The sequence below is a fragment of the Colwellia sp. KS18-150 genome, assembly GCF_057551365.1.
In genome coordinates, this window is sequence record NZ_BAAJMC010000022.1 from 1 (window position 1) to 22,532 (window position 22,532).

General features: G+C 35.9%; 12 protein-coding genes. 7 read left to right on the top strand and 5 right to left on the bottom strand.

What is annotated here, in order from left to right:
* The first annotated feature begins 48 nt into the window (after positions 1–48).
* The 4 genes from AC27IF_RS17455 to pyrD all read left to right on the top strand — a co-directional run bounded on the left by AC27IF_RS17455 (position 49) and on the right by pyrD (position 9,967).
* The gene (locus AC27IF_RS17455; RefSeq protein ID WP_487055626.1) at positions 49–1,071 is read left to right on the top strand and encodes a WD40/YVTN/BNR-like repeat-containing protein; all 1,023 of its coding nucleotides are present in this window, start codon (positions 49–51) and stop codon (positions 1,069–1,071) included.
* 45 nt (positions 1,072–1,116) lie between these two features.
* Positions 1,117–3,432 carry an efflux RND transporter permease subunit gene (locus tag AC27IF_RS17460; protein ID WP_487055627.1) on the top strand — a complete coding sequence of 772 codons (2,316 nt, stop codon included), beginning with the start codon at positions 1,117–1,119 and terminating at the stop codon, positions 3,430–3,432.
* A 521-nt stretch (positions 3,433–3,953) separates the two neighbouring features.
* Positions 3,954–8,822, top strand: coding sequence for an NAD-glutamate dehydrogenase (locus AC27IF_RS17465; RefSeq protein WP_487055628.1), 4,869 nt, complete (start codon positions 3,954–3,956; stop codon positions 8,820–8,822).
* A gap of 131 nt (positions 8,823–8,953) precedes the next feature.
* Positions 8,954–9,967 carry a quinone-dependent dihydroorotate dehydrogenase gene (gene pyrD / locus AC27IF_RS17470; protein WP_487055629.1) on the top strand — a complete coding sequence of 338 codons (1,014 nt, stop codon included), beginning with the start codon at positions 8,954–8,956 and terminating at the stop codon, positions 9,965–9,967.
* 86 nt (positions 9,968–10,053) lie between these two features.
* Here pyrD and asnB read toward each other — a convergent pair whose 3' ends face one another.
* Complete coding sequence (gene asnB / locus AC27IF_RS17475; protein WP_487055630.1) at positions 10,054–11,718, bottom strand: asparagine synthase B; 1,665 nt, start codon at positions 11,716–11,718, stop codon at positions 10,054–10,056.
* Positions 11,719–11,989: 271 nt separating this feature from the next.
* Here asnB and AC27IF_RS17480 point away from each other — a divergent pair, with 271 nt between their 5' ends.
* Positions 11,990–12,469, top strand: coding sequence for a TlpA family protein disulfide reductase (locus tag AC27IF_RS17480; RefSeq protein WP_487055631.1), 480 nt, complete (start codon positions 11,990–11,992; stop codon positions 12,467–12,469).
* Positions 12,470–12,544: 75 nt separating this feature from the next.
* Here the strand turns inward: AC27IF_RS17480 and AC27IF_RS17485 are convergent, their stop codons facing one another.
* Positions 12,545–13,660: a DUF3083 family protein gene (locus AC27IF_RS17485; RefSeq protein ID WP_487055632.1), complete on the bottom strand. Its 1,116-nt coding sequence runs from the start codon at positions 13,658–13,660 to the stop codon at positions 12,545–12,547.
* Positions 13,661–13,840: 180 nt separating this feature from the next.
* On the opposite strand from AC27IF_RS17485, the gene AC27IF_RS17490 reads away from it, so the two are divergent.
* A complete protein-coding gene (locus AC27IF_RS17490; RefSeq protein WP_487055633.1) occupies positions 13,841–14,101 on the top strand; it encodes a DUF5062 family protein in 261 nt (86 codons plus the stop codon).
* Between the two features lie 109 nt (positions 14,102–14,210).
* Positions 14,211–15,353, top strand: a complete 1,143-nt coding sequence (locus AC27IF_RS17495) for a VIT domain-containing protein (protein ID WP_487055634.1) — start codon at positions 14,211–14,213, stop codon at positions 15,351–15,353.
* A gap of 517 nt (positions 15,354–15,870) precedes the next feature.
* Here AC27IF_RS17495 and AC27IF_RS17500 read toward each other — a convergent pair.
* Genes AC27IF_RS17500 through AC27IF_RS17510 form a run of 3 tightly spaced genes read right to left on the bottom strand, consistent with a single transcriptional unit; the run spans position 15,871 to position 22,517 of the window.
* Entirely contained in the window at positions 15,871–16,611 is a 741-nt protein-coding gene (locus tag AC27IF_RS17500; RefSeq protein ID WP_487055635.1) for a M48 family metallopeptidase, read from the bottom strand.
* 3 nt (positions 16,612–16,614) lie between these two features.
* Positions 16,615–19,761, bottom strand: coding sequence for a type I restriction endonuclease subunit R (locus tag AC27IF_RS17505; RefSeq protein ID WP_487055636.1), 3,147 nt, complete (start codon positions 19,759–19,761; stop codon positions 16,615–16,617).
* Positions 19,758–22,517 carry a tetratricopeptide repeat protein gene (locus tag AC27IF_RS17510; RefSeq protein ID WP_487055637.1) on the bottom strand — a complete coding sequence of 920 codons (2,760 nt, stop codon included), beginning with the start codon at positions 22,515–22,517 and terminating at the stop codon, positions 19,758–19,760. The genes AC27IF_RS17505 and AC27IF_RS17510 overlap by 4 nt, the downstream gene beginning before the upstream one ends.
* Positions 22,518–22,532: the final 15 nt, after the last annotated feature.

Below are 22,532 nucleotides of genomic sequence, written 5' to 3' on the forward strand. Positions count from 1 at the left end.
GTTCATTTATATAGTTGTTATTTTAAATTGTTTATAAGAGCCTTTACCATGCGTTTCATATCGTTCACATTGTGTAGTTTATTCTTATTAGGATTGTTTACTCAATCTAGTATTGCTGCAGATGTATCTTCTTTATCTCCATCCATAAAGGCGCCATTAGCCAGTAAATCTTTATTATTAGATATCACTAACATAGCCCAAGAAAAGTTGGTTGTTGTTGGTGAACATGGACATATTTTAACTTCCACCAATGGACAAACATGGCATCAAGCTAATGTACCCGTACAAACAACGTTAACCAGTGTTTTTTTCTTAGACTCAAAATTAGGCTGGGCTGTAGGGCATGATGCCATCATTTTACACACTAAAGATGCAGGAGCTAACTGGCATATACAGCAATACAAGCCAGAGCTAGAGAAGCCTTTACTTGATATTGTTTTTAAATCACCTCTTGAAGGTATCGCTATTGGTGCCTATGGTTTATTTTTCAGAACCCTTGATGGTGGTAATACTTGGGTAAGTGAATTTCATGATGAATTTTTATTACCTGATGATGCTGATTATTTAGCTGAATTAAAGCAAGAAGATGAAGAAGCCTATTTAGACGAAGCCTCTTCAATTTTACCTCACTTCAACCGTCTATCAATTGATGGCAGAACACTCTATATGGTTGGTGAGATTGGTTTGATAGCCAAAAGTAATGATTTTGGTTTGAATTGGCAACCATTTGATGAAATATATCAGGGATCATTTTTCGATGTCGCACGTACACAAAAGGGTAATTTGTTAGTAGCAGGTTTACGTGGTCATGTGTTTAGAAGTCTACAAAATGGTACACCTTGGCAGCAACGAGATACTGATACTACCGCTTTAATCAATGATATCGTGTTAGCAGATAATAATAGAATCTTTATTTTAGCTAACAGTGGCACATTATTAGAAAGTGACGATGATGGTTTGAATTACCGTAAACGCATGCAAAAAGATGGCAAAGCCCTTATAGCAGGTGTTTGGTTTAATAATCAGTTGATTGTTGTATCAGATGTCGGTGTTAAAACTATTGCTTTGTAGTCAGCAGTACCATAATAAAAGAATAAAGTTGGATTATATAATTCTATGAAAATCTCCCTCGCAAACCGTTTAGAAATTGCTCTTTTTCGTCATAAATTCTTTGTATTTATGCTGTTTGTTGTCGCTAGCTGTTTTTTGCTTTTCCAAGCGACTCATATAAAACTGGATGCTTCTTTTACCAAGAATATTCCTTTGAACCACAGTTACATGAAAACCTATTTGAAACATCGAGAAAACTTTGGTGGTGCAAATAATATTTTGATCTCAGTCTGTAATACCGACGACGACATTTTTAACGCTGATTTTTTCAACGCGCTTAAAGGGGTTCATGATAAGTTATTCTTTATCCCTGGTGTAAACCGAATACAAGTTAAGTCTCTTTTTTCACCAAGCACTCGTTTTGTTGAAGTTGTGGAAGATGGCTTTGCCGGTGGCCCAGTAATTCCCGCTGATTTTCAAGCTGATGAAAAAGGCCTAGCTGTTGTAAAAGCGAATATTGAAAAGGCAGGCATTGTTGGTAGTATCGTTGCTGATGATTACAGCTGTGCAATGGTTAAAGCCTCATTACTTGATTTTAACCCTGATACAGGTGAGAAACTTGATACACTAGAAATAGCTGCACAATTAGAACAAGAAGTACGCGCTGAATTTGAACAAGGTAACATATCAGTACACATCATTGGTTTTGCAAAAATGGTTGGCGATGTTGCTGAAGGTGCTAAAGGTGTTGTAGTTTTCTTTGCGATAGCGATAGCCATTACCGCTATTATGGTTTATTTCTTCTGCCATTCAATTAGTTTAACGCTTCTGCCAATTGTTTGTTCTCTAGTTGCTGTTATTTGGCAAATGGGCATGTTATCAACGCTCGGTTTTGGACTAGACCCTATGTCTATTTTAATACCATTTTTAGTCTTTGCTATCGGTGTAAGTCACGGCGTTCAAATGATCAACTCAGTGGTGAAACAGGTTCACCAAGGCTTAAGTTCACAAGCTGCTGCACAGGCAAGTTTTAGAGCATTATTAATCCCAGGTGGAATAGCTTTACTTTCTGATACCATTGGTTTTATGACGTTATTGTCGATTGATATCGGTATTATTCGTGAATTAGCGATAACTGCTTCACTCGGTGTCGCAATGATTATCCTAACAAACTTAATATTATTACCTTTGCTAGTGTCATATTTAACTATTACCCCTAAAGATAGAGGGAATACAGCAGGTAACATTGGTGAAGAAAGCTCTATTTGGCGATTTATGGCAAGTTTTGCGACTAAAGGCCCAGCGATTGTTATTTTAGTGATAACGGTAGTGTTATATGCATTAGGGTTATTTAACTCGCAACAATTGAAGATTGGTGAATTACACGCCGGTGCTCCAGCTCTTCATGAGTCTTCTCGTTATAATCAAGATACCTTTTTAATTACTAATAAGTATGCGATTAGCGTTGATTATATGTCGGTTATTATTGAAACCACACCAGACTCTTGTACTTTTTACGATACCATGAACACTATTGATAGATTTCAGTGGCGAATGGAAAATGTTCCTGGGGTCCAATCTGCAGTGAGCTTAGCCTCGATTTCAAAAATTGTAAATGCAGGTTATAACGAAGGTAATCCAAATTGGCGTGTTCTACCACGTAATCAACAAACCTTAGTACAATCGATTGCGCGTGTACCTTCGTCAAGCGGTCTACTAAACAGTGACTGTAGTGTTATGCCTGTTATATTGTTTATGCAAGATCATAAAGCAGAGACTATTAACCGTATCATTAAAGAAGTTAAAATTGCTGCAGAAGAACTAGGTGGCCCTGATCTTCAATTCAAATTAGCTTCAGGTCCTGTGGGTGTTATGGCGGCAACTAATGAAGCCGTTGAAAAAGCACAATTACCTATGATGCTTTACGTTTATGGCGCTGTAATAATATTATGTTTACTTAGCTTTAGAAGCGTTCGAGCTACTATTGTCGTTGTACTACCGCTATATGTCGTGTCAACACTGGCACAATGGCTAATGACGGTATTAGATATTGGTTTAACCGTATCAACTTTACCCGTTATTGCGCTTGGTGTTGGTATTGGTGTCGATTACGGTATTTATATCTTATCAACCATGAGCACTAAACTAAAAGAAGGTGCAAATGTTCATGATGCTTATCTTGCGGCCTTAAAAGAAAGAGGGAGTGCGGTGCTCATTACTGGTATTACTTTAGCCATTGGCGTTTCTACTTGGTTCTTTTCTGATTTGAAATTCCAAGTGGATATGGGAGTTTTATTAACTTTCATGTTCTTAGTTAACATGCTTGCCGCAATAATTGTTTTACCTGCTTTATCAGCCTTTTTATGGTCAAATAAAAAGTAACCGTATTTTACTTTTGTAATAATTAAAATCCCTGCTTATTAGCAGGGATTTTTTTGCCCAGTGTTCAAGAATAACTGTTGAGAATCTATAATCGACGATGATTTCTATCTTAAGTCTATTTTTAGACAGAAAATTTTAAATTATTTTTTAATAATTAGTTATTCATTAAAATTAATATTAATGAGCTAAACTGTATAGTTAAGCAAAAAGTAGTGAATATAGGCTGTAGTTATTAAGGTTATTTGCATAAACAAAAATACTAGTCAATATTTGCGTCATATTACTACCGAATCTTTCGTATTAAATCTAAAAAAACTCTCGCAATCGCTTAAATTTATTCATAAAATCTGTACTATACTATAAAAGGTTTTAGTTTGAGTTTTAGAAATAAGCTCACAATACAGCTTTTTATAGATATAAATAACAATAAAACATACTCAATTATTACAAAATTTCTTTTTAACTTTAGTTTTAAACTTTAATTTAACTCTTGATTTTAAAAATGAGCAAAAGGAAAAAACATGGCGTTAGTCAACGGTTCACCCTCAGTGATACTAAAAAACGTAGCACAATTAATTAAGAAAAAAGTTCCGCAAGAGTCCGCTCAATTAGTCGAGCAATTTGCTGATTTATTATATAGCAATATATCATCACTCGATTTAGCCAATAGAAATGATAGTGATATGTACGGAGCTACTTTAAGTTTATGGAGCTCATTTAACGAGCACACAGACGAAGCGCCTGTTATTCACGTATTTAATCCTTCAGTAAGCAAAAATGGTTGGAAATCGAGCCATACAGTTATTGAAGTAATTGTTAAAGATATGCCATTTTTAGTGGACTCAATTCGAATTGCGCTAAATAGACTTGGCCTTTCACCACATTTAATGCTTAATTCACCATTAAAAATTGTCCGTGATAGCAACCAGCAAATAACTAAGCTCGCTTCAGCAGTTGAAAGTAAAATCAAAGCAACATCACAAGAAACTATTTTCTTCATTGAGATTGATCGTCAATCAACAAACCAAGAATTAGCAAATATAAAAAATGAATTATTAAGTGTTGTTGAAGATATCACTTTAACGGTTAACGATTGGCAGCCAATGCTTGATCGCTTTAACGGTGTTATTGATGATGTAACTAACGCTAAATTACCCGGTACAAAAAAATCCAAAGATGACACGGTTAAATTCTTATCTTGGTTAGCGGCTAATAATTTTACCTTGATGGGCTATCGCTCATATGATGTAAAAGCAGTGCAGGGTGATATTAAGCTAGAAGCGAATATAGATTCTAGCTTAGGTTTAATGAAAAACTCTAATGGTACAAAAAGTAGATTAATATCTAGTTTAAATGAATCAGGACGTGACATTGCCCTAGGTAAAAACCACCTGATTTTAACTAAAACAAATTCTCGCTCTCGGGTACATAGACCAGCACAGCTTGACTACATTGGTGTAAAACGCTTTGATAGTAAAGGCAATGTGATTGGTGAAGAGCGTTTTATTGGCTTATTCGGCTCTGCTTATTACACTAACAGTGCATTAGATTTACCGTTAATCTCAACAAAAGTGATGGATGTTTGTTCCGCATCGGGTTTTGCAAAAGGCAGTCATGCATACAAAACCTTAATTAATATCCTAGAAACGTATCCAAGAGATGAAATTTTACAGTCGAATGTTGACGAATTATTGCATAACGTGATGGGTATATTACAAATGCAAGAGCGTGATTATTGCGGCTTATTTGTAAGACGAGATGCCTTTGACCGTTTTTACTCTTGTATGGTATATGTTCCGCGTGAACGTTATAACACTAAGCTACGTGTTGAAACTCAAAAATTACTTCAAGAAGCGTTCGGTAGTGATGAAGATGTCGAATTCACTACTTATTTTTCTGAATCAGTACAAGCGAGAACACATTATATTGTTCGGGTTAACTCAACAAAAGCAGATATAAACGTGAAAGAAATTGAAAAGAATTTAAATGAAGCGGCCCGTAATTGGGATGATAAACTCGTCAGCGCATTATCAGCCAATAAAGGTGAATCTGCAGCTAAAACATTAAGTCGAAAATATGCAAGCTTTCCTCAAGCATATAAAGATGCCGTATTACCAGGCTCTGCTATCGTCGATATAGAAAAGTTAGAACGTGTTAATGTTTCTGACGATATCGAAATGTTATTTTATCAACCTGTTGAAGAAAAATCTGGCAGCCGTTTTGTAAAATTAAAACTTTTCCATAAAGGTGAGCCTATTCACTTATCTGACGTATTACCTATGTTAGAAAACTTTGGTTTGCGTGTTATCGGTGAAAGCCCTTATGCCATCAAAAGTAGTGATGGAGAAATGTTCTGGATTTTAGATTTCTCAATGCTGATCACCGGTGATAACGATTTTGACGTTTATAAAGTTCGCACCTTATTCCAAGATGCTTTTGCCAAAGTTTGGCATGGCGATCTTGAAGATGATGGTTTTAACCGCTTAGTGCTAGGTGCAGGACTAGAAGGGCGTAGCGTTTCAATTCTTCGTGCTTTTGCTAAGTATGAGCGACAAATCGGTGGACGATTTAGCCAAAGTTACATTGAAGGTACTTTCGCTTCATACCCAGCGATAGCAGAATCGTTAATTAAATTATTCACTTCTCGTTTTGATCCAAATAACAAATCAAGTGAAAGTGCGAAAGAGAAGGCACAAACAAAATTACTTTCTGAAATTGAAAACTCTTTGGATGATGTAGCTAATCTTGATGATGATCGTATTATTCGACGATTCATTGAAATGATTTTAGCGACCATTCGCACCAACTACTTCCAAGTAGACAGTGATAAAAAAGATAAGCCGTATATTTCATTTAAAATCGTTCCTGAAAAAATCAGCGAAATGCCTCAACCAGTACCTAAGTTTGAGATATTTGTTTACTCACCACAAGTCGAAGGTGTTCATTTACGCGGTGGTAAGGTTGCTCGTGGTGGCTTACGTTGGTCAGATAGACGTGAAGACTTTAGAACAGAAGTCCTTGGCCTAGTGAAAGCACAACAAGTTAAAAATACTGTGATTGTTCCAGTTGGCGCAAAAGGTGGTTTTGTTTGTAAACAATTACCTAGTGGCTCTCGCCAAGAAATATTTGAAGCAGGTAAAGAATGTTATAGAACCTTTATTCGTGCTTTACTCGATATTACCGACAATATCGTTAACGGTGAAATAGTTCCGCCTGTTGATGTTGTTCGCCTTGATGAAGATGATGCCTATTTAGTTGTTGCTGCCGATAAAGGAACGGCAACCTTCTCAGATATTGCCAATGGTATTTCGGATGAGTATAACTTTTGGTTAGGAGATGCTTTTGCCTCAGGTGGTAGCGTTGGTTACGACCATAAAGCTATGGGTATAACGGCTAAAGGTGCTTGGGAATCAGTAAAACGCCATTTCAGAGAGATGGACATTGATTGTCAAAGTACAGATTTCACCTGTATTGCTGTTGGTGATATGGCTGGTGATGTATTTGGTAATGGCATGTTGTTATCAAAGCATATTTGTCTACAAGCCGCATTTAACCATATGCATATCTTTATTGATCCAACACCTGATTCAGCGAAAACATACCCAGAAAGAAAGCGTCTATTTAACCTCCCTGGCTGTAGTTGGGAAGATTATAATCAAAAATTGATCTCTGAAGGTGGTGGTATATTCAGTCGTCATGTCAAATCAATTAAGCTTACCTCTCAAATAAAGAAAATGCTTGGCACTCAAAAACAGAGCATGTCGCCAAATGAGCTAATTCAAGCCATTTTAACCATGAAAGTAGACTTACTTTGGAACGGTGGTATTGGTACTTATGTTAAAAGTAGCAAAGAAACTCATTTAGAAGTTGGTGATAGGGCTAACGATTCTCTACGTATCAATGGTGCTGATTTACAAGCTAAAATTGTTGGTGAAGGTGGTAACTTAGGTTTAACTCAGTTAGGCCGTATTGAGTTTGCTGCCAATGGCGGTCGTATTAATACTGATGCCGTTGATAATGCTGGTGGTGTTGATTGTTCTGATAATGAAGTAAACATCAAAATCCTACTTAATGGGTTAGTTCAGAATGGCGATTTAACAGTAAAACAACGTAATAAGCTACTTTATGATATGACCGATGAAGTTGGTGATATTGTTATCGAGGACTGTTATCGTCAAACGCATTCATTGTCAATCACGGCAATGCGCGGTGTGTCACAACTAAAAGAGCAAGTTCGCTTTATTCATGAATTAGAGAGAACGGGTAAATTAGACCGAGCTCTTGAGTTTATCCCAGATGATGAAGAAATAGCCGACCGATTATCAAACAATACGGGTTTGACTAGACCAGAGTTATCTGTATTACTTGCTTACAGTAAGATGGTACTAAAAGAAGATTTAGTTCATAAAGAAATTACCGATAACCCGTATCACGATAGATTATTGATAAACTCGTTTCCAAAACAGTTACGTGAACTTTATCAAGATCAAATGCAACAGCATCCTCTACGAGCTGAAATTATAGCAACTAAGTTAGCCAATAAAATTGGTAACGATATGGGCTTTAATTTTGTTAATCGAATGCAAGAAGAAACAGGAGCTACTGTTGTTGAGATTGCCAATAGTTATACCATGGCATGTGCGATTTTTGAATTAGAAGAGTTTTGGCAAAAAATCGAAGTCTTAAACAATAAGATATCAACTGCGATTCAAACAGAGATGTTATTTCAATATCGTCGAACGGTAAGAAGAGCAACACGTTGGTTCTTACGTCATCGTAATAAATCGTTATCTATAGAGCAATCAATTGCATTGTATCAGCCGACTTTTAAAGTAATGGCTAAAAAGTTGAATAGCTTAATTATTGAAGGCGAAGCAACGCAATTACAAAGAGTTGAAGGTGACTTGAGCTCAGCTGGTGTTCCAAAAGTTGTTGCTGTTAGAATTGCACAATTAAGTACTATCTTTTCTGCACTTGATATTGCTGAAATTGCGGAAGAAGATGGTCGAGATGTTGAGCTTATTGCTAGTCTTTATTTTAAATTAGGTGTGCGCCTTGAATTACATTGGTTCTTAGATCAAATTACACGCCAAGCAGTAGGTAACCATTGGCAAGCACTTGCAAGAGCATCATTTAGAGAAGAGCTTGATTGGCAACAGCGTTCATTAACGTCAGTGGTTTTACGATGTGATTGTACCGCTACCGCAAAAGATCTAGATAAAATGCTTGATGCTTGGGTGGAAACTAATGCTCAACCTTTAGAGCGATGGAAACATATTTTATCTGACTTTAAAGTGGGGCAAACACATGAATTTGCTAAGTTCTCTGTGGCATTAAGAGAATTAATGTTACTTAGCTTAAACTGTCAAAGGTTAATAAAGGACAGTTAAATAGCAGATTAATCATTGTTTTGTTTTTACTACGCACAAAACAATGAATTACCAAAGCTAAACTGATAAAATCCCTGCCTAGCTTAGTCGCTAAGCAGGGATTTTTTATTTATATCAACGCCAGAGGTAATATGTTTTATTCTGCCATTCGTAAAGTGTTCTTTCAATTTGATGCTGAGACTATTCATGAGATAACCATTAAAGGGTTAAAAAAAACCGGCTCGACGGCTCTGAATAATATTTATAAACAAAAAGTTGCTAATAAACCGGTACAGGTTATGGGGATAGATTTTCCTAATCCAGTCGGTTTGGCTGCTGGTTTAGATAAAAATGGTGAATGTGTAGATGCATTTGCCGCCATGGGTTTTGGTTTCGTTGAAGTTGGTACTGTTACACCACGCCCACAACCTGGTAATGATAAACCAAGAATATTCCGGTTACCTGAAGCTAATGCCATTATTAATCGCATGGGTTTTAACAACAAAGGTGTAGACTTTTTAGTGTCGCAAGTACGTGCGGCTAAATTTAAAGGTGTATTAGGAATTAATATCGGTAAGAATAAAGATACGCCAGAAGAAAATGCTAAAGACGATTATATTCATTGTATGCGTAAAGTTTATGATTTCTCTACTTATATCACTGTGAATATTTCTTCTCCAAATACTCCTGGCTTACGCTCGTTACAATACGGTGATGCGTTAAATGAGCTATTATCCGCGTTAAAAGCCGAACAAAAGGTTTTAGCAGAGCAATATAATAAGTATGTTCCTTTGACTGTAAAAATTGCACCGGACCTAAATGAAGAAGAAGTATTATCTATCGCTCAATGTCTTATTGATAATGAAATTGATGGTGTTATTGCAACTAATACGACTTTATCAAGAGAAGGCGTTGAAGGATTAGAGCATGGCACAGAGCAGGGTGGATTAAGTGGTGCTCCAGTTAAAGACAAAAGTACTACTGTCATCAAGTTATTAAGTAAAGCCCTTGATAACAAGCTTCCTATTATAGGTGTTGGTGGCATAGCCTCTAGTGAAGATGCCAATGAAAAATTAGCAGCAGGAGCTAGTTTAGTGCAAGTATATACTGGATTTATCTACCAAGGGCCAGATCTTGTTAAACAAGTTGTGAATGGTCTAAAGTGATTTAAATACAACTATGATTTAAAAGAAAAGCGAGTAATAACCTTAAGTTATTACTCGCTTTTTTGATCTTATATTTATATTAAAGATTAATAACTTTCGTTATGTACACTTAATACAGCGCGACCGGATGGATCGGCATTATTTTGAAAACTTTCATCCCAAGCCAATGCTTCTTGTGTGCTACAAGCGACTGACTTGCCGCCGATAACACAATCAGCAGCAGTCGCTAGTGGATATTTTTCTTCGAAAACACAGCGATAGAAATAAGCTTCTTTACTATCAGGAGTGTTAACTGGAAATCTAAAGCTCGCGCTTTCAAGTTGTTGATCAGTTACTTGTGCTTCAACATGCGCTTTTAAACCGTCTATCCAAGAGTAGCCTACGCCATCAGAAAATTGTTCTTTTTGACGCCATAAAATTTCTTTAGGTAAATAACCTTCAAAAGATTCACGTAAAATGGCTTTTTCCATTTTACCGTTGCCACACATTTTATCTTCAGGATTAATGCGCATTGCAACATCCATAAAGTTCTTATCTAAAAATGGTACACGAGCTTCAATGCCCCAAGCAGACATTGATTTGTTGGCACGTAAACAATCAAATTTGTGCAAACGGTCAAGCTTTCTGTTCAGCTCTTCATGGAACTCTTGAGCATTTGGCGCTTTATGGAAATATAAGTAACCACCAAATATTTCATCAGCTCCTTCACCAGAAAGTACCATTTTAATACCCATGGCTTTGATCTTTCTTGCCATTAAATACATTGGAGTTGAAGCACGAATAGTGGTCACATCATAAGTTTCTAAGTGATAGATAACTTCTTTAAGAGCATCAATCCCTTCCTGCTCCGTGAATACAACGCTGTGATGTATGGTTCCAATGCTATCTGCAACGGTTTGAGCGGCAACTAGATCTGGAGAACCTTCTAATCCACATGCAAAAGAATGTACTTTAGGCCACCAAGCTTCACTTAAATCGTTTTCTTCTATTCTGCGTGAAGCAAACTTTTGAGTAATTGCAGATATTAAAGATGAATCTAAGCCACCTGATAATAATACACCGTAAGGAACGTCGGTCATTAAATGGCTTTTCACTGACTCTTCTAAGGCTTCACGTATTTTAACAGTGCTAGTCGTATTATCTTTAATCGCAGCGTACTGATGCCAGTTACGCTTATAATATTTTTGTAATTTACCAACGCGACTATCTAAAATATGTCCTGGAGGAAATTCTTCAACCGTTTTACAAATTGGCATTAACGCTTTCATTTCTGAAGCGACATAAAAGTTACCGTCTGCATCATAGCCAGTATAAAGAGGAATAATACCAATATGGTCACGGGCAATTAAATAAGAGTTAGTTGTTTCATCATATAAAATGAAAGCGAACATGCCTTGCAGTTTATCTACAAAATCTACTCCGTGCTCTTTGTATAAAGGTAGTATTACTTCACAGTCAGAAGCTGTCTGAAATGTATAATCAACAGACAATTCACTTGCTAATGTTTTATGGTTATAAATTTCACCATTAACAGCAAGTACGTGAGTTTTGTTTTCATTGTATAGCGGTTGAGCGCCATGCTCAGTATCAACTATCGATAAACGCTCATGAACTAAAATTGCATTATCGTTGTTGTAAATGCCAGACCAATCAGGTCCGCGGTGACGTAAAAGACGAGAACATTCTAACGCTATGGGACGAAGTGCTTGCGCACCTGTTTTTATATCTAATATACCAAAGATCGAACACATTGAAGCGCTACTCCTTTAATTAATATTGTTTGAATTCAAATTGTGAGTGCTAGTTAATTATGAGAGATAAGTACTAGCGAATTGACACTTTGCCAGTTTTGACAGAAAAAGCAATTATAAAATTAATGATTATTAAAACTATTTGTTATATAGCTTGTATGAAATCTATGGAAGTAGCTAAATTTTAAAGAAATTTACCGAGAAAACCCTAGTAGATTATGTTCTAATTAAAATTACCATATGTTCAATTATCAACCTAGAGATATAGTGAATGACAAATTTTAAATGTTTTACTCTATTCGCTCTTTACTTGACTCTTGTGAGTATTCTAACCAGTAATACTGCATTAGCTAATCAAGAAGACAGCATTAAGACATTAGAAACTGTACTAAATAAACATAAAGGCGAGGTGATATATCTCGATTTTTGGGCTTCATGGTGTGTTCCTTGTCGTCAATCATTTCCATGGATGAATACTATTGAAAAAAAATACCAGTCTCAAGGTTTCACCATTATCAGTGTAAATTTAGATGCCAACCAAGCCTTGGCTAGGCAGTTTTTAAGTGAACATTCTAGTTCAATGTTTGTTATTTATGATCCCAAAGGTAAAGTCGCAAAACGCTTTGCGATACGGGGTATGCCAACAAGCATACTTATTGACAGAGAAGGTCAAATTAAAAAACGACATACGGGTTTCTTCCCAAAGAGAATTCCCGAGTATGAGCAGGATATAGAAGAATTATTAGAGTAAGCGAGTAGTGTAGGCAATAAAAAAGGCAGCTGTTAATAAATTAATAGCTACCTTTATTACTAACTAAGAAAATGATTAATCTAGATAAAAACCAATATGTTGGTGTAATCTCACTAGCATTTCTTCTTTATCATTAATAAAATCTAAACGTTCAGCAAAACCACGAAGAGCTTGCTCAATTTGATTAACAAATTTACCGTAACCGTGTGACGTTTTATTATGAACACTTGCTACAAAGATCAACTGTACAGTGTCGACTAATTTAGCGCTGTCCCATTTACACGTATAACCACAGCTTGTGTGAGATGGGTTATAACCGAGCATAAGTAATTCACCGCTAGCAATAACATTTTCATCTTCAGCGCTTCTGACAATCGGCACTAAACCATTGGCGATAACTGCACCATTATTAAAGTTTTGGTTTTTTGCAGAAGTGATAAACGCATCAGCAATTAAATTATACAGCTCATTGTATTTGTCACTGGCATTTTCATCTACAGCCACTAAGTCACGAATTCTTTTATTAATCGGGAGATCGACTACAGCATAAGTCAACGAATCAATGTCTTCAGCTAAGGTTTGTTCGTCAGCTAAATAGCGATTAGTTATTGAACGAAACTTGTGTACTTGAGAGCCTTCTATGCCTTTATTTTTAGCAAATAAATCATAGGTTAAATGTTGATGGTCACAAAGACGAACAGTAGATTTATCAACATTGAGCTGTTGTGTAAATTTCTCAACTGCTTGTGTTACTTGTTTATGAAATTTTGCTGAATTAATACGTAGCTCTTCACCATTGGCCAAAAATACTAAGGTGATTTTTTTAGCTCTTTGACTGCCATCAAAATAACTGTTTTGACTAGTATGAAAGGCAGGATTGTATAGAAACAATAATTGTTGTTTGGTTTCTGAGGTAAGTTTTTCTGGGCTAAATCGAACACGTGTAAATTTATCGTTCGCGATGAAGTGACTACTTTCGATAGCGGACTCATCATTAATGCTAAAAAACAACGATGCTAATGTTTGGTATAGTTTTTCATAAGGCTGAGAAGATTTTTCGTCGATTAAATCCGTATATTTTGCCAGTAGTTCATCAGTTAATGGAAACTTGACCATCAAGTATTGGTTTTCACGAGCGGAAGAGGGGATATATACTTTATGTTGAACTTTTCTTGTACGTGAGATTGACATACGCCATCCTGATTTTGGAGTTGCTAATAAATAACTAGTTGCTCTATAAATGCAGCAAAATAGTAATGTACGATAGATGATGCAAATCAATATAACCAGTAAACAAGATCAACAGGTGATTGACTTACTTCAAGTTTTAACGCATCTTAACTATACCTTAGTTCTTAAGATTTATAAATAATGAAAAAATTAAAACATGAAGCAGAGCTTCTAAAGAAAGCTTTAGTCATTGGTGAAAAGTATGCCATTAATCGTGGCTATAAAAGTTTTTCTGCGACCAATTCTGCTAAAGATAAAGTTGAAAGCCTTTATCGTTTATTAGTTAACGACAAATTAATTCAACCTTTGGCAATAAGTAGTGAAGATCAACCTAACATGAAACATAAACTTGCATTATGGATAGCAAAGCAACTTCCTGAAGGGCATACTTTATTAAAATAACTATCGCTGCCATATTTCATCATTATTTGTCATAGAATAGCCATTATCTAACACGGTAAAGTCACACTATTATTTCATTATTAAACTTTCATCCATGAAGAGTTTAATAATGAAATTACTCACTAAATTACATCAAGAAAAATTTACAAAAACAGCCATAGTTACTCTAATTAATAGAATTATGCGTTTTTCAGGCATCATGGTGAGTCTAGCGCTGTGCTCATACGTATATGCACAACCATTAGCTGAATATTCAAAAATCCCTTTTCATCAAGTCAAAAGCGGCAGTTTATATTTTAAAGGAGTGCAGGGTTATTACACTGCATTAAAGCAAAATAGTGACTATCAAGTTCAAGTCAATGGTTTACTCGCAAGAGTTGAGTTTAGTCAAGTCTTTGTAAATGACAGTGATGATTACGTCGAAGCTACTTATGTTTTCCCCCTCATTGATGATGCTGCAGTTGATGCCATGGTGATGGAAATAGGAGAGCGGCGAATAGTTGGTCAAATCAAAGAGCGAAAGCAAGCTAAGAAGCTGTACCAACAAGCTAAAAAACAAGGTAAAAAAGCAAGCTTAGTCTCGCAGCAGCGCCCAAATATGTTTACCACAAAGATAAGTAACATTGCCCCAGGTGAAACAATCAAAATAACCATTAGTTATTTACAATCGGTAAATTACACTGACGAAGAGTTTTCAATACGCATCCCATTAACTATAACTCCGCGGTATTTACCTTCACACAATACTTCAAGTCCATTAGTTAATGATGAAAATGAAATTGAAAACCGAACTCATATAAATGAGAGCGGTTGGGCTGAGATATCACCGCCTCAAACTAGAGTGAGTGCAGGGCAGAAAGTTAATATTGATGTTAATTTAAGTACAGGAATTGAGATCACTAATATCACTAGTCAATACCATAAAATTTCTAAACGAACGCATACTAACAGTACAGCTATTTCACTAGCGAACAAAAGTGTTCTATTAGATAGAGATTTTGTTCTAAGGTGGCAAGTGAGCCAAGGTAACGCTCCTAAAGGTGCTTTTTTTCAAACAACAGATAATGACTATCATTATGGGCTTTTGATGGTAATGCCCCCTAACACTCAACAAACAACATCAATTACAAAGCAAGTTACATATATTATTGACACATCTGGCTCTATGGGTGGTGTGGCAATTAGGCAGGCAAAAGAGGCCTTAACTATACATGTAGCCAAAGGAAAACACTTAATACAGATAATCTTTTAAAATGTGCATTTTAATAAGTAATAAATCTTACTTTTATTGTCTAAATCAAACTCATAGTGTTAATCCAAATTAAGAACTAGATCGGATCCAACTTTCACTGGGAAATTATCTTATTGAATTAGTTAAAGTATATGATGTTTTAGCTTACTGAAATTTTAACGTTTGCAAGTTAACAACTAGATCCTATGTTGCGTAACGCTACGTGCATGAAATTTATTTTTGTGACTATTCCCTAGTAAATTTCACGTAGCGTCACGACATTAATTTAATTATAAGTATTAAATTCTGTCTTTAATCTCTCAATTGTATGAGACCACTTAGGTGTTGTTGGTTTACATGCTGAGTTTTGATTACCAAACAAACATGTTTCACTAAAAGCAGGCTTTATAGTTTTCGAGTCATGCTATTTAACTAGTATTATATAGTCTGTTTTATCATATATTAAAAACCGTTAACTTCTTAATTTCATGAAACTTTTACTCAAGCACCCTATTTGGATCTTGTTTATTTCATATTTCTAATAAACCCAATTTTCATTTGCCAACGGCGATGAATTCAACGTATCACGATGCAAACTCCAACTTGGCATAAACTCATCCATAAAATCTTTAAAACGACGATTATGATGTCTTTCAAGTAAATGAACTAACTCATGTACCAAAATATACTCTAAGCATTCAGGAGGTTTTTTAGCGAGTTCTAGATTTAACCAAATTCGTTTATCACTAGTGTTACAGCTTCCCCATTTGGTTTTCATTTTACGAATACCACAATGCAAAGCTTCAGCTCCAACTACTGCTTGCCATTTGTTTAATAGCTCTGGAAGTCTTTCTTTAAGTTGCTCACGATACCACGCATCTAGCAGTTTTAAGCGTTTTTCTTTAGTTAGATTTTTAGGCGCTGTTAGCTTTAGTGTGCTATTTCCTTTAATTGAAATATTAGCCTTACCTTCAACTATTTCTAACCGATAACGTCTACCAAAAAAATAATGGCTTTCACCTGACACCATTTCACGTTCACTTTGGCGCGGCTGTTTTTCAAAATCACTTTGTTGCTTTTTAATCCAAGCAAGTTTAGTTACAACAGCGCTTCTCACTCTGTCATCATTAACATGCTTAGGTATTGCCACCCTGACTCTGCCATTAGGTGGCATAACACTTATATGGAGGTTTTTAATGTCTTTTCGAATAACATCAACATTCAAGCCACCAATAATTAAAATTGAGTGAATCTCATCATTTTCATTCTTTTCACTCATTAACTATTGATACTCTTTTTGGCGTTTAGCTATTTCTAAAACGGTTTCGACACAAATATCATAACCAGCAGATTCTTGATGAATAGCACGAGCCACTTCTTTTTCCTTCATTCGGTCACCAACCCAATCAGCTTTCTTGGTATAGCGAATAGCAGTATCAAGTTTATTCGCTAGCACTTCATTCTTATTCAAGTTGTCATAAAGTGCTTTCTTAGCTTGTGTATCAATTGAATCAGGTACATCAGGTTCTTTACCATTAGGGTTAACAACTTTGCCAGCTAAGGCTTTTATCTTTTCTAAGTACTCTTGATAAGTGATTGCTTGTTTTCTTCGCTCTTCAATGAGAGCTTCCAACAATGTCGACATTTGATCATAATATTTAGGGTTAACGGGATTTTCATCAACAATCGTTTTACGCATATTGTTCTCTATAGTTTCTGCCATAGATGCTTCATTTTTCTTAATATCTTCTGGCAAACCATCAAGAGCGCCTTCACCTTTTTCTACAATCAGCTCAATCAATCCTTTATCATCAAAATCAATCAATATTTCGCTTTCATCAGCCTTAATGTACATGTCAAGCAATTGGCGCATTGCTGGCTCATAACGTTTCATATCGACGTAATCACCACTGGCGAGTTTTACTTCATCACGCATTTTTTCAAAATGGGCTACATCTTTCTTTATTTGCACAACTTGTGCGGAGTCATAACCTGCATCAATCATTTCATTGGCAATGTCAGCATAATCTCTAATTAATTTACTAACGGATTTATACAAAGTGACTCGAAGTGATTCACGTTCAGTTAAATCATCAGCTTTAGTGGTGTCACCACAAAAATACTTAATATAGTCTTGTGTATCTTTTGGCTTCATTACTGGTTCACAAAGCGCCTTTACAGCTTCTAGCGAAGTATCTAAATTCTCTTTCGCTAATACCAAGCGATCTGTTAACAAGCCAGCTATATCATCTTCATCATAGCCGTCTAATGCCCCAGCAGTGTAATCCCCAACGGTTTTATCAAGTGAGGTAAACAAATCTTTATAATCGATAATATAGCCATATTGTTTATCATCACCATCTAACCTATTTACCCGACAAATCGCTTGGAATAAGTTGTGATCAGCCATTGTTTTGTCAATATAAAGATAAGTTGCTGATGGTGCATCAAAGCCTGTTAATAGTTTATCTACCACTATTAGCAATCGCATCTGACCTGGTTCATCAATAAAGCGTTGTTTTACTTCTTTTTCAAAAGTTTCAACAAGCTTACTCGCTTCATCCTGCGATTTATCAAAGTAGTCAGCCAGCATCTTGCGGTATATTTCATACTTTTCGAGTTTTTCAGTTAAGCCTTCGCCAGTTTCTTCACCTTTAATGTCACTCGCTGAAGGCTTATAACTAGTTACAATAGCGCATTTGTCTTTAAATTCTGTTTTAGAAAAGTATTCATAAACAATACAAGCTTGGTGAACGCTTGAGCAAACCAACATGGCATTACCACGACCATTTTTAAGAGGTGCTTTAATTTCCATATCCATTAGAATATCGTTAACAATTTTCTCAAGACGTGAACGACTCGATAATACTTTTTGTAACGTGCCCCATTTTTTCTTAAGTTGCATTTTCGCAGGGGTTGTGAGGCCACTTGTTTTTGCTTCAAACCATTCATCGACTTTCTTCTGCGAAGTTAAATGCTGATCTATATCACGCGCTTCATAACGTAAATCAAGTACTACGCCATCACTGACTGCTTCGTTAAATTTATAGGTATGAATATATGAGCCAAAAACTTCTATCGATTTTCTTTTATCTTTTTTAAGTAGTGGTGTCCCTGTAAAACCAACGAACATGGCCTCAGGCAGAATAGCCTGCATTGCATCATGTAACTTGCCTGATTGAGTTCGGTGACACTCATCAACAAAAACAAATAAATCACCTTTTGCATTAAAATCATCGGGCAAACTATTTTTAAGCTCTTTAATATATTCTTCAGTAGCTACATCATCTTCTTTATCGCTTCGTCGGCCAAACTTATGAACTAAAGAACACACTAACCAAGGGTTGGCCTCGTTAAGTGTGGCAATTAAATCAGCTCCAGAATCAGCTCGATAAATGTCTTCATCAACGCCTTTAAATACTTTTTCTATTTGCTCATCAAGCTCAGTTCTATCAGTAACTATCAGTACACGGGCATCCTTTACATTTTCACGTATCCACTTCGCAAGCCAAACCATAGTTAAGCTTTTACCTGAGCCTTGTGTGTGCCAAATAATTCCACCTTCACGTTTAGCAATATGCTTTTTGGCTGCCTGAATACCAAAATACTGATTTTGCCGACAAGTCTTTTTAACGCCAGCATCAAACACAATAAAATTATGAATGGTGTCTAAAAGTCGTTTTTTATTACAAAAATTAAGTAGATGAAAATCTAAAAGGTTATCTGCTTTTTCAGATTCATCTAATAAAATGAATTTTTCAGAAACAGGATCTGTTGCAGGGTTATATGAAGGGTTCTCTTCTTTCCACTCAAGGTAATATTTCTCAGGTGTACCAATTGTTCCATAACGCAGACCTTGGGTATCATTCCCCGCCATAACCAACTGCATTGTAGTAAAGAAGTTTCGAATAAAGTCTTTCTTCTGATTATCGAGATTTTGGCGTATACCTTCGCCAATGGATACACTTGAACGTTTCAGTTCAATAACGCCTACCGCAATACCATTTACATAAAGAACAATGTCGGGGCGTTTCTTATTTTCACCTTCAATTGATACTTCTTCAGCAATGGCAAAATCATTATTTTCTGGATTTCCCCAGTCAATTAGCCAAATAGTCTCATTTTGCTGACCAGCGCCTTCTTTATCTTTAATGCCATAGCGCAACATACGGTACACTTCTTTATTCGCATCAAAGAGCTTCTTGCCTTCACCCAAGCCAGCCGCCATATCAAACTTACGCAATGCTCGGCCAATTAAACCATCGCTAACACCTTGCCGTTTTAACCATTTAGTTAATAACTCAGATTCAACGTTACGGTTATTTTTCCGTTCATGCCAATCACCTAAATATTCATAGTTAAGTTCGTTTTGAAAAAACTCAACCACTCTTGCTTGGGTAACTCGTTCTCGTTGGCCTACATTACTCATTTCTCATTTACACCTTTATTAGTCAAATCCTTTAACTTTTCTTCAAGTTGAGTTCGATACTTCTTAGAGTTGCAACATTCAATTGCTTCTTGGAGAACGTCAACAAAATCTCCCTCCCCCATAGCCCTTAAAATATCGCTTTTAACTTCAAGAAATGATGAACTAAAGCCTTTTTGGTTGTCTGGCAGTTTGGTCAGTGCAATACCTATATTTTCTTTAGCTTCAGGGAGAATATCTAAAGATAACTGTGCTTTAGCCAACCAAAAAAACACATAAGGGTCTCGATCGCTTTGCTCAATTATAGAGTTACAAATTGAGATGGAATCATCATATCTTTTTCCTAAATACAACGCTTCAGCAAGCCTGCGTTGGTAAAATGGCTTTTTATTTTCAACCGCACTATAAAAAACTATCGCCATATCAAAGAGGTAGTGAGCTTTGTCACTACACTGCCTTAAATGTACTTTTCCAGCCTCTCTATATAAATCTGCTATAGAGTTTTTAGTACCATCATCTTTAATACTTGAGACATGAGGCAAAGGTAAGAAATCAAAAGTTGCAATAAATTTTTCTGGGTGATTATAAGCCCAGTCACCAGCAAAGATTGAAAATGCGCGATAGGAATGATCATAACCAAATGCCATAGCTTCTTTAATGATTGAAGCAATAAGGTCAGAGTATTGAGTATTTAAATCTTGTTTGTATTCTTTCAATGAGTTGCGTGATACAAGTTCAAATGCAGCAAGTGCGACAGAAATAGAAGGCCCTGATTCACTTTGCCATGCATTAAGTATTTCTTCAATAATCTGCTTAGTTCTAGACGCTCTATCAGTTCTAGCGTAAATTCTAGCTAATTGGAGTTTTACTTCATACATTGAAGGATCTTCATCAATCAGCTTATTAAATTCAGCTTCGGCTTCAGGTTCTTTCTTTAATCTCAGCAGGCATTTAGCATAATGATGCCTAACCATTTTAGTTAATTCAGTATCTTTTCCAACAATGCCAATGAGATCTGAGAATATTGAACTTACTTTTTCTAATTCAATCCGCGCATTGTCTATTGAAGACTCTTTATTCAGTAAATATACGCTTTCAATTAACTCAATTAATGCAGAAACTTTAATTCTATCTACGGAAGGTAATTTCTTATTAATATCATCGTAAATTTCACTGGGAGAAGATATTTCTGCTTTAATCAAAGTGGCTGGAACACTGGCGATTAAATGAGAATATAAATATATACTCTCCTTTGTATTTTTATAGCTGTTATAAATTAGTTCATTATGCCAGTGAGACACACGCAAAAAAGCTGCCCAATTGTTATTTTCAGATTTTTCTAAATATTCTTTTAATGGCGCTTCAATTTTTAAGGATTCAATATTCATATTTGATATTGCCTCAAAAATCACATCATGTACTCTTAAAAAACCAAGATTACTGTTCGATAAGATAGTAGAGCTAACTAGCTTCTTTATACCAATTGGTTTAAGAGTAGCTTTGGCAAAGTTATAGTCTATTACTTTAGCTTCGCATGCCTTTAGAAATGAAAGCTGAGTGCTTAAACTACTTAGTAAGTGACCAATTAGTCGCTCTGTGAGTTTTTGATGCATCTCATCTTCATACTCGCTGATTGCTTCACAATCACTTTCTATATCAGCCCATTCATAGTCGCTTTCTCTTATATTTGCATTCATTAGTGCATAAATAAGAGGATAACCACCTACGGTAGAAAATACTTTTTGAAAAACTGAATCTGGGCAGAGATCTTCTGTCTCAAATTCTAATATACACTTAGCTGTTGTTTCATCTAAAAGCGGCAGCTTCAAATCATTTACATCGGCAACATTTCGACGAGAAGCAAGGATTACAGAATCGTTCGAGCAAAGCTCTTCAAGTTGACTTTGAGAGAGCGGTGCCGCTAGGTTATCCAATACTAAAAGTGTTTTTTTGGACTTCAATAAACCATTAAGGTTAATTTGGTGTCCATTCCTACAAACATCAAAGCTCCCCAACTGTTTAATATCTTGCAGTTCCGAAGCATCTAACCATACTGTAATATCAAACTCTGATTTTATTGAGTTAGCAATCGCAGAGGAAATGCTAGACTTCCCCATACCGCCAAATCCGGCAATAACACATGAATTCCCCTCAAGTAGCTTGCTTGATATCTCCCCTTCAATTCCAGCTCGATGTTGATAGTTCTTATCAATTTTAGGTAGCGTAAAATTAAGTGCAGATTCAAACCTTATCGTTTTAACAGAAGGTAAGAAATAAGATATTCTCTCAGCCAAAACATCATCAAATAGCAAGTCATCAACAATGTATTCAGCTATTTTTCTGGCATCCCAAACAATTATTTCAAGACCAATAGCATCCTTTATTTCTAAAATATACTTGGTCACTTCTTTTTGTTGGCTGGGGTTACATTGTCTATTACTAAGTAATAACAATTTCTTTAATGAGTCTCGATAATGCTCAACAGCATGTTGAGTATCTTTATCAATCTTATCTATTTTGCTGAAATAACTTTCTTCAGTACTATATTCAGCGACAGCTTCACCACAAACAGAGAAGCTATCAACGACATGTCCTACAGGAGCACCAGCAAGAGTTGTTCCCCTGTGCCTCAATTCATAATCACTATAGACTTGGTCTGAGATTAAATAACCAAACCTTTCGAAATTATTGCCAGTCAATACTTGTGTCATTTCAGTAGCAATTCGAGCTACATATGCTTCTCTAAGCTCTTGTCTCATTGTTCAATCCCTGAA

Coding starts and splice junctions, on each gene's coding strand:
- AC27IF_RS17460 (WP_487055627.1), top strand. CDS start 1,117: ATGAAAATCTCCCTCGCAAACCGTTTAGAAATTGCTCTTTTTCGTCAT.
- AC27IF_RS17465 (WP_487055628.1), top strand. CDS start 3,954: ATGGCGTTAGTCAACGGTTCACCCTCAGTGATACTAAAAAACGTAGCA.
- AC27IF_RS17485 (WP_487055632.1), bottom strand. CDS start 13,660: ATGTCAATCTCACGTACAAGAAAAGTTCAACATAAAGTATATATCCCC.
- AC27IF_RS17455 (WP_487055626.1), top strand. CDS start 49: ATGCGTTTCATATCGTTCACATTGTGTAGTTTATTCTTATTAGGATTG.
- AC27IF_RS17490 (WP_487055633.1), top strand. CDS start 13,841: ATGAAAAAATTAAAACATGAAGCAGAGCTTCTAAAGAAAGCTTTAGTC.
- AC27IF_RS17480 (WP_487055631.1), top strand. CDS start 11,990: ATGACAAATTTTAAATGTTTTACTCTATTCGCTCTTTACTTGACTCTT.
- asnB (WP_487055630.1), bottom strand. CDS start 11,718: ATGTGTTCGATCTTTGGTATATTAGATATAAAAACAGGTGCGCAAGCA.
- AC27IF_RS17495 (WP_487055634.1), top strand. CDS start 14,211: ATGAAATTACTCACTAAATTACATCAAGAAAAATTTACAAAAACAGCC.
- AC27IF_RS17505 (WP_487055636.1), bottom strand. CDS start 19,761: ATGAGTAATGTAGGCCAACGAGAACGAGTTACCCAAGCAAGAGTGGTT.
- pyrD (WP_487055629.1), top strand. CDS start 8,954: ATGTTTTATTCTGCCATTCGTAAAGTGTTCTTTCAATTTGATGCTGAG.
- AC27IF_RS17500 (WP_487055635.1), bottom strand. CDS start 16,611: ATGAGTGAAAAGAATGAAAATGATGAGATTCACTCAATTTTAATTATT.
- AC27IF_RS17510 (WP_487055637.1), bottom strand. CDS start 22,517: ATGAGACAAGAGCTTAGAGAAGCATATGTAGCTCGAATTGCTACTGAA.